Source organism: Sphingobacterium sp. GVS05A, from assembly GCF_019969845.1.
GTDB lineage: Bacteria > Bacteroidota > Bacteroidia > Sphingobacteriales > Sphingobacteriaceae > Sphingobacterium.
The window spans coordinates 1-16,036 of record NZ_JAHXYR010000010.1 but is presented as its reverse complement, the minus strand read 5'-3'; the positions used below and the strand labels follow the sequence as shown (position 1 = coordinate 16,036).

Sequence of the window (16,036 nt, the reverse complement as noted above, 5' to 3'; positions counted from 1 at the left end):
GGATGGCCTGACGTACTAGGAGAAGGAGTGAAAAAAATAAAACCTCAGAAAATCTATTCTGAGGTTTTATTTTTATTTACTCTACGAAATCAGTTTCTGATATTATAATTTTTACAATTATGTCTTGAGTAGGCGGATTAACTGTAAAATCATTAGTTGGATCTTCTCCGATTATTGAAACTTCTCCGACTTTGTAGTCAATATGGAAGCTGACGGGATTGGTTTCTCTACCATCATTGAATGCAAATGAAGCTGGTAATATTTTGTACGAAGCTTCTTTATTTAAGCTCATATGAACAGAAACATTTCCTTGATCGATATAATATTTGGTAAGTTCCGGAAGGTTTATCTTATGTATTATCCTTTTATTATTATCGGATGACCATTCATTTGGTTTAACAGTATAAATAAATGACCTGCCAGGATTAATAGCCTCTTGTGTAATATACTCCTTTGTACAAGAAGAGAATGAAACTAGGGCTGTAGTTCCAATTAAAGCTGCGAATAAAAGTCTTTTCATATCGTTTGTGTTATTTGTGACATTTTTTATTATAGGACGATAAAATAGTGCGAAAGTTTAACGTCAAACTTCTTTACAACAAAAAATGCACCATAATGGTGCATTTTCTTGAAATTATTTCGAGTACAGCAAGCGATTATTTCTCAGCTGTATCTTTTGAAGACTTCGGATCTGAGCTAGAGACCTCAATATCTTTGGTTTCCGGATTGATGCTGACAGTTAAAACCGAACCTGTTTGCACATTTCCCTTGAGGATTTCTTCCGCAATTGGATCTTCCAGATATTTTTGGATTGCCCGTTTTAATGGACGTGCACCGAAATTACTGTCATAGCCTTTATCGGCAATGAAACCTTTTGCCTCCTCCGTCAGATTAATGGTATAACCTAAATCTGCGATTCGTTTAAACAATGACGTCAATTCAATATCAATGATTTTGAAGATATTTTCTTTTGTCAACGAATTGAAAACAATAACATCGTCAATACGGTTCAAAAACTCTGGCGCAAAAGCTCTTTTTAATGCAGTTTCGATTACTCCACGGGAGTGTGCATCGGTTTGTTGAGATTTTGCTGCAGTAGTGAAACCTACACCTTGACCAAACTCTTTCAATTGACGTGCTCCAATGTTGGAGGTCATGATGATAATCGTGTTACGGAAGTCCACCTTACGACCCAAACTATCGGTCAACTGACCTTCATCCAATACTTGCAGTAAAAGGTTGAATACATCAGGGTGAGCTTTCTCAATCTCATCCAAAAGCACTACCGCATAAGGTTTGCGACGTACTTTCTCTGTTAACTGTCCACCTTCTTCATAACCTACATATCCCGGAGGCGCTCCGACCAGACGTGAGATAGCAAATTTCTCCATGTACTCACTCATATCAATTTGGATCAATGCGTCTTCAGTATCAAACATAAATCGAGCTAATTCTTTTGCCAATTCTGTTTTACCGACACCAGTAGGACCTAGGAATATAAAGGAACCAATTGGTTTCTTAGGGTCTTTCAATCCAGCACGTGTCCGTTGGATGGCTTTAACCAATTTACCGACGGCATCATCCTGACCGATGATTCTGCCTTTCATCAGTTCACCCATATTCAACAGTTTTTGGCTGTCGGATTGGCTGACACGTTGTACTGGGATGCCGGTCATCATCGCCACAACTTCCGCTACATTTTCCTCAGAAACAGTGTATCGCTTAGATTTGGTTTCTTCTTCCCAAGCAATCTTTTCTTTCTCTAACTCGTCGATAAGCTTTTTCTCTGTATCGCGTAGTTTAGCAGCTTCCTCGTATTTTTGACTACGAACAACCTTGTTTTTCTCCAGTTTGACTTCTTCGATTTTATTCTCGATATCAATAATGGATTGCGGAACATGAATATTGTTCAAGTGTACACGTGAACCTGCTTCGTCCAATGCGTCAATCGCTTTATCTGGTAGGAAACGATCCGTAATATAACGTGTTGTCAATGACACACAGGCTTCAATCGCATCTGGCGTATAAGTCACATTGTGGTGATCCTCATATTTCTCTTTTATACGATTCAAGATCTCTACAGTTTCATCATGTGTAGCTGGCTCGATAGTCACACGTTGGAAACGACGGTCTAAAGCACCATCTTTCTCAATATATTGACGGTATTCGTCCAGTGTAGTCGCACCGATACATTGTATTTCTCCTCTTGCCAAGGCTGGTTTAAACATATTAGAAGCGTCCAAAGAACCCGAAGCACCACCAGCACCAACAATGGTATGGATTTCGTCAATAAACAAAATCACATCTGGAGATTTTTCCAGTTCATTCATGACTGCTTTCATGCGCTCTTCAAATTGACCACGATATTTCGTGCCAGCAACAAGAGAAGCTAGATCTAAAGTAACCACACGCTTGTTGAACAACACACGTGATACTTTGCGTTGCACGATACGTAACGCCAATCCTTCTGCTATAGCCGATTTACCTACTCCAGGTTCACCGATCAATAACGGATTATTCTTTTTACGACGTGATAAAATCTGTGATACACGTTCGATTTCTTTTTCACGACCTACAATAGGATCCAATCTTCCTTCCTCAGCAGCTTTGGTCAGATCTCGACCAAAGTTGTCCAATACAGGTGTTTTGGATTTAATATCCGAAACCTTTTTAGGTTGGATATATTGATCATCCTCAGCAAAGTCATCGTCACCGGTAGGAGAGCCTGGGGCTTCATCCTTGATGGTGGTTCTATTTTGCTCAACTTCAGATTTGAAGATGTCATAAGTCACATTATATTGCTGTAAAATCTGCGAAGCGATATTATCTTCATCCCGCAAGATAGCCAATAATAGGTGCTCGGTGCCTATAATATCTGACTTGAAAATTTTCGCTTCCAAATAAGTTATTTTCAGCACTTTTTCAGCTTGTTTAGTTAACGGCATGTTGCCAATAGGTGCACGTGATACAGATGCCCCCTTCACTGCGTCCTCCACAGATTGACGTAGGGCAGTTGTGTCAATGCCTATGTTTTTAAGGATTTTGATCGCCATTCCATCGCCCTCACGAATCAAGCCGAGCAACAAATGCTCTGTGCCTATATAATCGTGACGCAATCTCAAAGCTTCCTCTCTACTGTACGATATAACATCCTTTACGCGCGGTGAAAATTTTGCTTCCATTGAATACCTTTCTGTTTTATATTAAGGATATATAAATGTAGTAAATTCTACATTTCAAACCTTAAAATTATTTTAAATAATGTCATCAACAATTAAGCCATGACCATTATACGTCCAAAATGTCAGTATAAAAGATTACATTTGTATGTTAATATAACAAGAGTTTTCCAATTTTTTTAAATTTTATGTCAGACGAGAAGATTATTTTTTCGATGGCGGGAGTCAACAAAATCTATCCGCCTCAAAAACAAGTTCTAAAAAATATCTATTTATCTTTTTTCTATGGTGCCAAGATCGGTGTGATCGGTTTGAACGGATCCGGAAAATCTTCATTATTGAAAATTATTGCGGGTTTGGACAAATCATATCAGGGTGAAGTCGTGTTTTCTCCAGGTTACTCTGTGGGATATTTGGCACAGGAGCCCCAATTGGATCTCGAAAAGACCGTTTTGGAAATTGTGCAGGAAGGTGTTGCTGAAATTACAGCGACCTTAAAAGAATACGAAGAAATCAATGAAAAATTTGGGTTGCCTGAGGTCTACGAAAATCCAGATGAAATGGATAAATTGCTGGCAAGACAAGGTGAATTACAAGATAAAATTGACGCAACAAATGCTTGGGAAATCGATTCCAAATTGGATAGAGCAATGGATGCATTACGTTGTCCAGAACCTGATGCCAAAATTGCCAATTTGTCAGGTGGTGAGCGCAGACGTGTAGCATTATGTCGCTTATTATTACAAGAACCAGATGTGTTATTGCTTGATGAGCCAACCAACCACTTGGATGCAGAGTCTATTGACTGGTTAGAACAACATTTGAAACAGTATAAAGGAACTGTTATTGCCGTAACCCACGACCGTTACTTCTTGGATAACGTCGCAGGATGGATCTTAGAGCTTGATCGTGGTGAAGGAATTCCTTGGAAAGGAAACTATTCTTCGTGGTTAGATCAAAAAGCTAAACGTCTGGCACAGGAAGAAAAGCAGGAAACCAAACGTCAGAAAACTTTGGAGCGTGAGCTGGAATGGGTACGTATGGCTCCCAAAGCCCGTCATGCCAAATCTAAAGCCCGTCTTCATAACTATGAAAAATTAGCTTCAGAAGAAACCAAAGAACGTGAAGAAAAACTGGAATTGTTTATTCCTCCAGGACCGCGCTTGGGTAACTCTGTTATTGAAGCAACAGATATTTCCAAAGCCTATGGTGACCGTCTCTTATTTGAAAATTTAAGTTTCATGTTGCCCCCAGCCGGTATCGTTGGTATTATTGGACCAAATGGTGCGGGTAAAACAACTTTATTCCGCTTGATCACAGGACAGGAAACACCAGATACAGGTTCGTTCAAAGTAGGCGAGACGGTCAAATTGGGTTATGTCGATCAGATGCACCATGATCTGGATCCTGAAAAATCTGTTTGGGAAAATATCACCGGTGGTAATGATAATATGATCTTAGGCAATCGCTCCGTAAATTCCAGGGCATACGTATCTAAATTTAACTTTAATGGTGCTGATCAACAAAAGAAAGTTGGTGTACTTTCTGGTGGAGAGCGTAATCGTGTCCATTTGGCAATCACATTGAAAGAAGGCTCAAATGTGCTTTTACTCGATGAGCCGACCAATGATATTGACGTTAATACATTGCGCGCGTTAGAGGAAGGTTTGGAGAATTTCGGTGGCTGTGCTGTGGTAATCTCCCACGATAGATGGTTCTTGGATCGTATCTGTACACATATTCTTGCTTTTGAAGGTGATTCTCAAGTGTATTTCTTTGAAGGTAACTATACTGAGTACGAGGAGAACCGCAAGAAACGCTTGGGTGATGTGACTCCACATCGTATTAAATACAAAAAATTGGTGAAATAACGATGATCATGGAAGGCGGAAGACTTCTGGCGGCTATAATAGACCATGCAATTGATGGAATTATCACCATTGACAACAGGGGGAATGTGGAAAGCATTAACCCTGCTGCCTTAGAATTGTTTGGTTATAACGCCGAAGAAGTTATAGGACATAATGTTTCAATGTTAATGCCTGAGCCTGATCGGGGGAATCACGATAATTATATCCATAATTATCAAACGACAGGTCATAAGAAAATTATCGGGATCGGTCGCGAGGTGATGGGATTAAAGAAGAATGGGAGAACATTTCCATTCCGGCTTGCGGTCAGTGAAGTCTGGCTTAAGGATAAAAATATTTTTACAGGATTTATCCATGATCTTTCACGCGAGAAGGCTGCTGAGGACATGCTAAAACAACATGCAGCCGAATTGGAGCATAAAGTCAGTGAGCGAACCCGTGATCTAATATCGATGGTTTCGGAACTGGAAAAAGCAAAGGCGGAGGTCTCTAAATCTTTGGAGAAAGAAATTGAACTTAACCAGCTTAAATCACGTTTTGTTTCCATGGCTTCACATGAGTTTCGCACACCTTTAAGTTCCGTTCAATTATCAGCTTCGTTGATCGAAAAATATGCGGATCGCCCCGATGATAAGGCGAGTATCATTAAACATACCAACAAGATCAAAGGTGCGGTGCAGCTCTTGACCAGTATTTTGAACGATTTTCTCTCATTGGAAAAATTGGAAGCGGGTATTGTAGTCATGAACAAGCAGTATATTAATTTGGTGGAACTGGCTGAGGAGATTACGGAGGAAATGCAATTGATCTGTAAGAAAAACCAGCATATTGTGTATCAGCATACGGGTGAGATCGGACATTTTTCTTTAGACCAGAATCTATTGAAAAATGCTTTGGTGAATTTGATTTCCAATGCAATCAAATATTCGGGCGAAGATACATTAATTGAATTTACAACCTGTATTGATGACGAAGGCTGTTCGATTTCAGTCAAAGATAATGGAATCGGTATTCCCGAAGAAGATCAGGTGCATTTGTTTGAGCCTTTTTTCAGAGCGCATAACACAGGGAATATTCCGGGTACGGGACTGGGGCTAAATATCGTGAAAAGATATATTGAACTTATGCGGGGTAAAATGGAGTTTGTATCGGAGGTACATAGAGGAACATCATTTAAGGTTAGTTTTGAATAGGTGTAAGCGTCACCTCTCCAGTGGAGAAAATCTGTGCTAATGAACTTATGAGATAAATGCAAGCATTGGAGGATCCATTGAAAATAAATAGGAATGAATAATTATGTTAGGAATGAAAAATAAAAAGACAATTCTAATTATTGAGGATAATATTGACATTAGAGAGGGGACAACAGAGATTTTGGAGTTGACAGGACGGTATGATGTTATTACAGCGGAGAATGGTCGGATAGGAGTTGATTTGGCAACCCGGCATATTCCTGATTTAATTCTCTGTGATATCATGATGCCCGAATTGGACGGTTATGGTGTACTATTTATGTTGAGCAAAATAGAAAGCACTTCAAAAATTCCTTTTATTTTTCTGACCGCCAAAGCCGAACGTGCAGACATGCGCAAGGCAATGGAGATGGGGGCTGATGATTACCTGACCAAACCTTTTGACGATGTGGAGCTGATGAATGCAATTGAAGTTCGTCTAAAAAAGCATGAGCAGTTATCCGCTGATACACCTGAAGACGCTGATCTAAATCTGAGCGAAGAGGAGCAAGTTTTATTGCTACAGGAATTGCTCGCCAACTCGCGTGTGAAAACGGTAAAGAAGAAACAGTCAATCTTTGAGAAAGACGATTCACCTACTTATGTCTATTATGTCAAATCGGGGCAGATTCGAAGCTTTAAATCTTACAAAGATGGGCGCGAATTGTCGACCGGAATTTATATTGTAGGGAATTATTTTGGTTACGCTTCGGTGCTTTTGAATGAGAACTACGAAGATTATGCAGAAGCTGTTGAACCGAGTGAAGTCATTTTAATCCCGAAGGATGCTTTTTTGGAGCTCTTATGGAAAAAACCGGCTATAGCAAGTAAGTTTATCAAATTGCTTTCTGTCGATCTTCGTGAAAAAGAAGAACAATTGTTGGGCTTTGCATACCATTCTGTCCGTAAACGTGTGGCCAATGCGCTGATCAGTGTAGCCGAAAAAAGCGGAATTAATATCAATGAGGTCAATGCCTGTTCAATTGATATTACCAGAGATGGAATTGCTTCGATAGCGGGTACGGCAAATGAAACTGTTTCACGCATGCTTTCTGATTTTAAGGAGGAAAAGCTGATCTCGAAAGAAAAAGGAAAGATTTTTATCAATTCTATCAAAAACTTGAGGGACGTAAAACAGTAACAATTAAATAGGTAAATATCAACACAAAAAGGGTGTGTCTGAGTTCTTCGGACACACCCTTTTTGTGTAATTGTGATGTATATCATTGTCAGGCATGGTCTTGTATCATGTTTTTGGGCTAAGCTATGAGCTAATTTTGTTTTTAGGATAAACTTATAAGTGGTTGATTGTAGAATTCAAAATGAAAGTAGTTGTATATAATGTGAGGTCATTTGAAAAGGAGTTTTGGGCATTGGCCAATGCAAAACAGCATGATCTCACCTTGATTTCAAACGGATTAAATGCCGAAACGCAAAATTATGCGCGCGGAAAGGATGCGATTGTCATCTCAGGAGGAGATATTTTGGATGATAAAATGCTACTTAATTTGAAGGAATTAGGGATCAATAAGATCATGACAAGAAGTAAAGAAACATCCCATATTGATTTGGTGAAGGCAGGCGCTCTGTGTATTCAGATTGCGAATGCACCTTTTGAAGATCAAAGCCCCAAAGGACTGGCAGAACAGACTGTCCGGAATCTCAATCTCTGGGGAATGGAGAAATGTGTTGGTAAAGCATGTTGTTGTTTAAATGACTGCGCAAAAAAATAATTTTCAATGAGTACACAAGATAAGACTATGGCGGAGCTGGTGCAGAAATATAATATTGCAGCACCAAGGTACACCAGCTATCCAACTGTTCCATTTTGGGACGAGAAAACATTTTCTATTGATGCTTGGACGGATCAGGTATACCGTACTTTCACACAGTCAAAAGATAGGGGATTAAGCCTGTATATCCATCTTCCTTTTTGCGAAAGCCTATGCACCTACTGTGGCTGTAATACGCGTATCACAAAAAATCATCAGGTTGAACTGCCTTACATTGCTGCTCTCCTAAAGGAGTGGGAGATGTATCTGGCTGTTTTCGAAGGTGAGAGACCGCTCGTGTCAGAAATACATTTGGGTGGCGGTACACCCACATTTTTTCAACCCGAGAACTTGAAATTGTTGATTGAGGGTATTCTTGAGCATGTCGATGTCACAGCAGATCGTTCTTTTTCATTTGAAGCGCACCCTGCCAATACCACAACCGAACACCTACAGATTCTTTTCGACTTAGGTTTCCGTCGTCTCAGTTTAGGGATACAGGATTTTGACCCTTTGGTGCAGTTTATGATCAATAGACAGCAGACCTTTGAAGAAGTGGAAGCGGTGATGTTGAATGCCAGAGAGATCGGTTTTGAATCCATTAATTTTGATTTGATCTACGGATTGCCGAAGCAGACCCAAGCATCTGTACAGGATACCATCGAAAAGTCCATGCTGCTCAAGCCAGATCGGATATCTTTTTATAGCTATGCTCATGTCCCCTGGTTAAAACCTGGACAGCGGCATTATACGGAGGCCGATCTGCCAAAGGGTACTGCCAAACTTGCACTTTATAATCTCGGGAAAAAGCTGATCCTGGCACGAGACTACGCAGATATCGGGATGGACCATTTTGCAAAAAAAGAAGATGAACTTTATTTGGCTTTCCAAGAGGAACGCTTGCACCGTAATTTTATGGGGTATGCGGATCGGTTTAACCCCTTATTAATTGGAATTGGTGTGTCCTCGATCAGCGATGCTTGGGGTGGTTTCGCACAAAATGTAAAAACAGTTGAAGAATATCATAAGCTGATCGCATCAGGTGTGTTACCTGTAGTGAAAGGACATATACTTAATGCAGAAGATCTGGTGATAAGACGTTATATCCTTGATATGATGTGTAAGGGTAAAGTACAATTGGATCCCACATCAGATTTAACTGCTCAGATCAAAGAAGAATTGTCAACATTAGTCCAAGACGGCTTAGTCAGCATAGAAGGAGATCTGATTCGATGCACTGCGATCGGACGTTCATTTCTACGGAATATCTGTATGGCCTTTGATCAACGTTTTTTGAAGCTGCGTACAAAAATGCAGTTATTTAGTGAAGCAATTTAATTGGGGATATGGCGGTAACAAAGGAAAAAGTACAACAAGTCGAGAAATGCTACCACTGTGGAGACAAAATCGAAGAAACAGGTTACCATCTCGATGAGCATGATTTTTGCTGCCTGGGATGCCAAACGGTCTATCAGGTTTTGCAGAATGGGGGAATGCAACAATACTACCGTTATAATCAGCATCCTGGGAAATCCAATAAAGAAAAACAAGCGGATTTTTCGTATTTGGATGAACCGCAGATTGCGACTAAATTAGTCGATTTTAAGGATGATAAGATGACTATTATTACCTTTTATATTCCTGCTATCCATTGTAGCTCATGTATTTGGCTATTGGAAAATCTCTATAAATTAAATCCAAACGTGCTACAGTCCCGCGTGGACTTTATGAAAAAACAGGCTAGTATCACTTTTAATCATACTTTACTTCCGCTCAAAGATTTAGTATATCTATTAGCTAATATTGGTTACGATCCCAAAATTACGCTGCAGGATGTCGTTAAAGAGGGAAACAAGAATAACCTGAATCCCTTGGTTGCCAAGATTGCAGTAGCAGGATTCTGTTTCGGAAATTCGATGTTATTTAGTTTTCCGGACTACTTTGGTATGGGAGCATTTGAAAAGGAGTATGCGAGTTTTTTCGGTTACATCAATTTAGCTTTTGGCTTGCCAGTTTTGTTGTATTGTGCTTCAGATTACTTTAAGTCTGCGTATGTCAGTTTGAAACAAAAAAGGTTGAATCTGGACGTCCCTTTGGCCTTGGGTATTTTGGTACTGTTTTTACGTTCGGCTTTCGAAGTAATAACGCAGACTGGAGCTGGTTTTACAGATACTTTATGTAGCTTGGTGTTCTTTATTCTGATCGGAAAATGGGTGCAACAGCGGACCTATTACCATATTTCTTTTGAAAGGGATTATCGGAGCTATTTCCCCGTTGCGGTAACTCTACTTACTGAAGAAGGGGACAAACCGGTGCAATTGGCCGATGTTCATATCGGTGATCGTATCCTTGTTCGCAACAATGAGATTATTCCGGCGGATGCCATATTATTAAAAGGCGATGCGGCGATCGATTTTAGTTTTGTGACCGGAGAATCAAGTCCTGTAAGCAAAACCTTAGGGGAAATTATTTATGCCGGGGGACGTCAGACGGGTGAGGCAATCGAATTGGAAGTTATAAAGCCGATTTCACAGTCGTATCTGACCAAATTATGGAATAATGAAAATTATAAAGATTACGATAAGCATTTTCAGACTTTTGTGAACTTTATAAGTAAATATTTTACTGTTGTTTTATTGGCGATCGCTTTTTTTGCAGCACTATATTGGGCTGTGGACGGAAGCGCCAATAGGGCTTGGGGAGCTTTTACGGCAGTGCTGATTATAGCGTGTCCTTGCGCATTGGCGTTGAGCTCTCCTTTTACCCTATCGGCGGCATTAAGTATTTTCGATAGAAACAAGTTCTATGTTAAAAATACAGCGGCAATCGAGCAGATGGCAACAATAGATACACTCGTTTTCGATAAAACCGGGACTATTTCGTCGCCTAAAGCAACCTCAATTTATTTTGAAGGCTCACTTAATACAAATGAAAAAACGTTGGTATATGCAGTATGTCGTAATTCTAGTCACCCCTTGAGCCGGGAGATTGTGAAATGGCTGGATGTGTATTCAGATGTTCCGGTCCGAGATTTTAAAGAGTTGCCAGGAAAAGGGATGGAGGCGATTGTTGAGGGGCAAGTTGTCAAAATCGGTAGTGCCAGTTTTTTGAATATAGGAAATATCAAATCTGACGGATCTGTCGTATTTATACGTGTCGACGAAGAGTTGAAAGGATATTTTACGATGGAACAGGCTTGGAGAGATGGCTTGTCGGCTTTGATCGAAAATTTCAAACCTCGTTATGATCTTCACCTGATATCAGGGGATAATGACCGACGCCTGGATGCGCTAAAATTGATTTTTCCTTCGGAAGCTTGCTTGATGTTTAACCAGTCTCCAATGGAAAAACTGGGGCGCATTCAAAAATTTCAGCAGGCGGGAAAACATGTCTGTATGATCGGGGATGGATTGAATGATGCCGGAGCATTGCGTAAAGCAGATTTAGGGATTGCTGTCAGTGATGATATCAATAACTTTTCGCCTGGATGTGATGCTATTTTAGACGGCGAGTCATTTTCAAAATTATCGGATTTCTTTGCTTTCAGTAAAGATGCTGTAAAGGTAATCCATATGAGCTTTGGGATATCCTTGCTCTATAATATAATCGGGTTGAGCTTTGCTATTCAAGGGATTATGTCGCCTTTATTTGCCGCAATCTTGATGCCGATAAGTACAGTTACAATTATCTCATTTACCAGCTTAATGACAAGATGGTATGCAAAACGTCATAAACTATAGTTGTTATGGAAATCATGTATATTCTAATCGGTTGTAGTGTATTATTAGCTTTGGTATTTTTATGTGCTTTCTTTTGGGCGAATAAGTCAGGACAGCATGATGATACCTATACCCCTTCAGTAAGAATTCTGTTTGATGATGAGACAGCGGAAGAAGTGGAAAAATAAATTGTAATAACTAAAACGTTATCGTAATTAAATCAATTACTTTTTTTTGTAATTAAGGTTATTATCAATAAAATTGGGGATAAATACCAATTTGACATAGAAATACATGAGTAATAATCCATTTTCATTAAAAGATAAGGTTGTCGTGATCACAGGTGGTACGGGGATTCTTGGTGAGGCATTTGTGGAAGCGTTGGCTGAGGCAGAGGCAAAAGTTGCTATTCTTGGGCGTAACGAGCAGATCGGAAAAGAGCGTGTACAGCAAGTAGAATCTCTCGGAGGGGAGGCCATATTTGTAGAGGTTGATATCATGGACGAACAGGATGTCAGTAGAGCAAAGGATGAAATCCTTGATAAATGGGGGCGAATTGACGCTCTAGTGAATGCTGTCGGTGGAAATATTCCGGGCGCGACAATAGGAGCTGACCAAGATCTATTTGCAAGTAATATTCAAGACACGATTAAAGCGATCGAGCTAAATCTCTATGGAACAATTATCCCAACGCATATTATTGGTCGCGTAATTGCAGAAAGCGGAAAAGGAGCCATTGTAAATATCTCCTCCTTGACAGCAAGCCGGCCTTTCACTCGGGTATTGGGATATACAGTTGCCAAACACGGTATTGACGGCTATACAAAATGGATGGCAACGGAACTTGCACAGCGTTATGGTGATCAAGTTCGCGTCAATGCAATTGCGCCGGGTGTCTTCCTGACAAAACAAAACAAAAATCTATTGATAAATCCAGACGGTAGCTATAGTGAACGTACCAAGCGGATACTGAGCGGGACACCTTATAACCGATTGGGAGATCCACGGGAATTGAAAGGAACTTTAATCTATCTATTGAGCGATGCCTCAGCTTTTGTAACTGGTGAGACAGTCTTTGTAGATGGTGGTTTTAATGCATGGTGTGGTGTTTAACGAAATTTTGAGATGAATAAATTAGAACAAACATGGCGTTGGTATGGTCCCAACGATCCAGTATCCTTGCAGGATGTTAAACAGGCAGGTGCAACGGGCATCGTTACAGCGCTGCATCATATTCCTCATGGTGAGGTTTGGCCTCTTGCCGATATTCAGGAACGAAAACGTATTATTGAAGATGCGGGTTTGGTTTGGTCGGTGGTAGAGAGCGTAACGGTTCATGAAGAAATTAAAACAAAAGGACCTCGAGTTGATGAATATATCGCCAAGTATAACCAGACATTAACTAATCTTGCGGAATGCGGTATTAAAACAGTCTGTTACAATTTTATGCCTGTACTGGATTGGACCAGAACACAACTGGATTTGGTGATGGCAGATGGCTCAAAGGCTCTTTATTTTGACTGGATTGACCTGGCACTTTTTGATATCTTTATTTTAAAACGAGCTGATGCTGAAAAAGACTATTCAGAAAATATTGTCAAAAGAGCAACAGCGCGCTTCGGGGAAATCTCCGAGCAACAAAAAGATAGCTTGTCCAATGTTGTACTGATGGGGATTCCGGGAGAAAAAAATGTGGAATTGGATGCTTTAAAAGCCAGCATTGATACCTATAAACATATTGGAAGGGATGGCTTGCGTAGAAATCTAGTCTACTTTCTAAACGGAATTGCTGCGGTATGTGAAGCAAACGGCGTCTGTATGACGATCCATCCAGATGATCCGCCATATCCGATTTTAGGTTTGCCACGTATTGCTAGCAATGGTGAAGATCTTGGCTATATCTTGCGTGAAGTGCCTCAACAATTCAATGGTATCTGTTTTTGTACAGGTTCTTTAGGAGCTAGCCAGACCAATGATTTACCGGCGATATTAGAGCAGGTAAAGGCGCGGGTTAACTTTGTCCATTTGCGTAATGTTAAGAAAGATACTATTGGTAGTTTCTATGAAGCAGACCATTTGGATGGAGATGTGAATATGCATAAAATTATGCAAATTTTGGTTGCCGAAAACCAGTTGCGATCTACTGCTATTCCATTTAGACCTGATCACGGACATCAGATGCTGGACGATCTTAACAAGGTGACAAACCCTGGTTATTCTGCTATTGGCCGATTAAGAGGTTTAGCTGAATTACGAGGATTGGAATATGGAATTGCTGGTGATAAGATCATAATATAAAAAATACAGCCAGAAGATAATAGCACAAGCGATATTTTCTGACTGTATTTTTTTATTCTTTTCCTTCGATTCAAAGGAAAGGAGGTTATAATGAAGATTTTCTTACGACAAGTTGTGTCGGAAGTTCAATGGTTTCAAATTCGTGAATTGGTCTTGTCTGATTAATGGTGTCAATCAGTTTTTTCGTTGCTATTTCACCGATTTCAGTTGCAGGTTGTACGACAGTTGACAGTGCGGGGTTTAATGAAGCTGCAATTTGTGTATTGGAGAATCCAATGACGGCAACTTCCATCGGAACTTCAATCTGAAGTTCGGCTAAAATGCCCAATGTCCTTGTTGTGATAACATCCGTTGCACCGAAAATTGCATCGATTTTTTTGCCATCAATATATTCTTTAATTATAATTTCCTTTATACTATTGTCCAAATCAACCGTGCTGTTAAAGCTACATTCGATGTAATGTCTTTCATTAAAAGTTATATCCGCATCTGAGAGAGCTGCTTTAAAACCACTTAAACGTTCTTCGGCAACACCTAGGTTTTTTCCCGTGATATGTAATATATTCCGTTTCCCTTGTTGAATAAGATGTTGGGTTGCATTGTATGCTCCTTGAAAATTATTGACTCCGACTTTGAATGTGTCCAATTTGTGATTGATACGGTCAAAGATAACAACAGGTATTTTAGCTTTAATGAGGTCTTTAAGCTCCTCAATATTTGACCCAGAAGATACAGGGGCTATCATTAACCCATCTATGCCTCGCATTCTTAATACATCTATACAATTCTTTTCTACGCGTTCATCCTCTCTACTTTGCATAAAGATAACATCGTAGATTGTTTGTTGGGAAGCGATCTGAATTCCATCGAGAATCTGAGACACGAATGTATTACTGATATTGGAAACAATGACTCCAATGGTATTTGATTTTCCGATTTTTAAACTTCGTGCCAACTTATTGGGATGGAAATTATGCTTTTTAGCGTACTCCTGAACCATTTTTTTAGTTGCTTCACTGATTTCGTAGCTGTCTGATAGTGCTTTGGAAACTGTCGAAACAGAAATGTTGAGTTCTAAGGCTATATCTTTCAGGGTAGTTCTGCTCATCACTTTGGAGGTTGTTATAAGAAGATAAATCTACATAAAAAAAAAGACAAACCAGCTGTTTTTGATAATTATCAAAGGTTTGTGTTGTAACAATAATATAGTCCGGTTTATAGCATTTTTATGTTTAACAAATGCAAATTTTTGAATCCTTTTACTTTTACAAACTGTATTTCCAGCCAATGAGTCCGAGTGTTTAGCCTAGTTGAATGTTTTTTTTGCTGTGATTCGAGACCTGTTCGGAGCTGAATCGGGATTTAAAGGGGGCTAAGTGCAGGTGTTGGCATAGTTCGACCAGATTGGTTCTGCTGTTCTAGCGTGTTTAACTCGGACTCACCACGGACTCACCACGGAAGGAATATGGATTTACCCCGATGCTGTCCCGACTGAGGTACGAAGCAATTCGCAGGTCTACCCCTTGTGCGGCCGATTGGGCCGGGGAGCTACAGAAGGAATATTATATATTAACTTGCTGGTTCTATCGTTTGGTTCTTGGTTAGGATGAGACTGGTTTAATAGGAAGGAAGTAGACCCCCAAGTATTCCCTTTGGTTCAAAACGACAGGAATCTTCTGGTATTGCCCATTTTTGGTCGGATCCCCTAACGGCTTTTTTTGACCCGTGTTCGGATATCGACCGTCCCCGCTTTGCCCCATGTTCGGAATTTTCCTATCCAAACGATAGGTAATGAATAGGGAAACGATAGTTAAATGGTATAGAAAAGCCGGAGGAGGTCGCAGGAAGGTGCGAACACCACCCTGAAGGGGGATGCTTTTGCCTTTAGGGATACCAATCCTGGTATTTTTTAATGATAAGCCCAGTATTAAAGTAGCAATAGTCTACGATTAGGTTAGGGTATAG

Annotated in this window: 12 protein-coding genes; 9 read left to right on the top strand and 3 right to left on the bottom strand. The window is 40.0% G+C overall.

What is annotated here, in order from left to right:
- Positions 1-76: 76 nt before the first annotated feature.
- Positions 77-520 (bottom strand): hypothetical protein, encoded by a 444-nt coding sequence (locus LC454_RS22045; protein WP_223584615.1) that lies wholly within the window; start codon positions 518-520, stop codon positions 77-79.
- Between the two features lie 136 nt (positions 521-656).
- On the bottom strand, positions 657-3,182 hold the full coding sequence (locus tag LC454_RS22040; RefSeq protein WP_223584614.1) for an ATP-dependent Clp protease ATP-binding subunit: 2,526 nt from the start codon (positions 3,180-3,182) through the stop codon (positions 657-659).
- Positions 3,183-3,367: 185 nt separating this feature from the next.
- On the opposite strand from LC454_RS22040, the gene ettA reads away from it, so the two are divergent.
- From ettA to uxuA, 9 genes are all read left to right on the top strand, one after another.
- Positions 3,368-5,050, top strand: coding sequence for an energy-dependent translational throttle protein EttA (ettA, locus tag LC454_RS22035; RefSeq protein WP_223584613.1), 1,683 nt, complete (start codon positions 3,368-3,370; stop codon positions 5,048-5,050).
- An 8-nt stretch (positions 5,051-5,058) separates the two neighbouring features.
- Entirely contained in the window at positions 5,059-6,243 is a 1,185-nt protein-coding gene (locus LC454_RS22030; protein ID WP_223584612.1) for a PAS domain-containing sensor histidine kinase, read from the top strand.
- A gap of 112 nt (positions 6,244-6,355) precedes the next feature.
- On the top strand, positions 6,356-7,423 hold the full coding sequence (locus LC454_RS22025) for a response regulator (protein ID WP_223584611.1): 1,068 nt from the start codon (positions 6,356-6,358) through the stop codon (positions 7,421-7,423).
- 181 nt (positions 7,424-7,604) lie between these two features.
- Positions 7,605-8,015 (top strand): lactate dehydrogenase, encoded by a 411-nt coding sequence (locus LC454_RS22020; RefSeq protein WP_223584610.1) that lies wholly within the window; start codon positions 7,605-7,607, stop codon positions 8,013-8,015.
- Positions 8,016-8,021: 6 nt separating this feature from the next.
- Positions 8,022-9,392, top strand: a complete 1,371-nt coding sequence (gene hemN / locus LC454_RS22015; protein ID WP_223584609.1) for an oxygen-independent coproporphyrinogen III oxidase — start codon at positions 8,022-8,024, stop codon at positions 9,390-9,392.
- A gap of 8 nt (positions 9,393-9,400) precedes the next feature.
- Positions 9,401-11,794, top strand: coding sequence for a heavy metal translocating P-type ATPase (locus tag LC454_RS22010; protein ID WP_223584608.1), 2,394 nt, complete (start codon positions 9,401-9,403; stop codon positions 11,792-11,794).
- Positions 11,795-11,799: 5 nt separating this feature from the next.
- Positions 11,800-11,961 (top strand): cbb3-type cytochrome oxidase assembly protein CcoS, encoded by a 162-nt coding sequence (gene ccoS / locus LC454_RS22005; RefSeq protein WP_223584607.1) that lies wholly within the window; start codon positions 11,800-11,802, stop codon positions 11,959-11,961.
- 106 nt (positions 11,962-12,067) lie between these two features.
- Positions 12,068-12,886, top strand: a complete 819-nt coding sequence (locus tag LC454_RS22000; protein ID WP_120259989.1) for an SDR family oxidoreductase — start codon at positions 12,068-12,070, stop codon at positions 12,884-12,886.
- A gap of 12 nt (positions 12,887-12,898) precedes the next feature.
- Entirely contained in the window at positions 12,899-14,071 is a 1,173-nt protein-coding gene (uxuA, locus tag LC454_RS21995) for a mannonate dehydratase (protein WP_223584606.1), read from the top strand.
- Between the two features lie 85 nt (positions 14,072-14,156).
- Here uxuA and LC454_RS21990 read toward each other — a convergent pair whose 3' ends face one another.
- The gene (locus LC454_RS21990) at positions 14,157-15,179 is read right to left on the bottom strand and encodes a LacI family DNA-binding transcriptional regulator (protein WP_223584605.1); all 1,023 of its coding nucleotides are present in this window, start codon (positions 15,177-15,179) and stop codon (positions 14,157-14,159) included.
- Between the last annotated feature and the right edge of the window lie 857 nt (positions 15,180-16,036).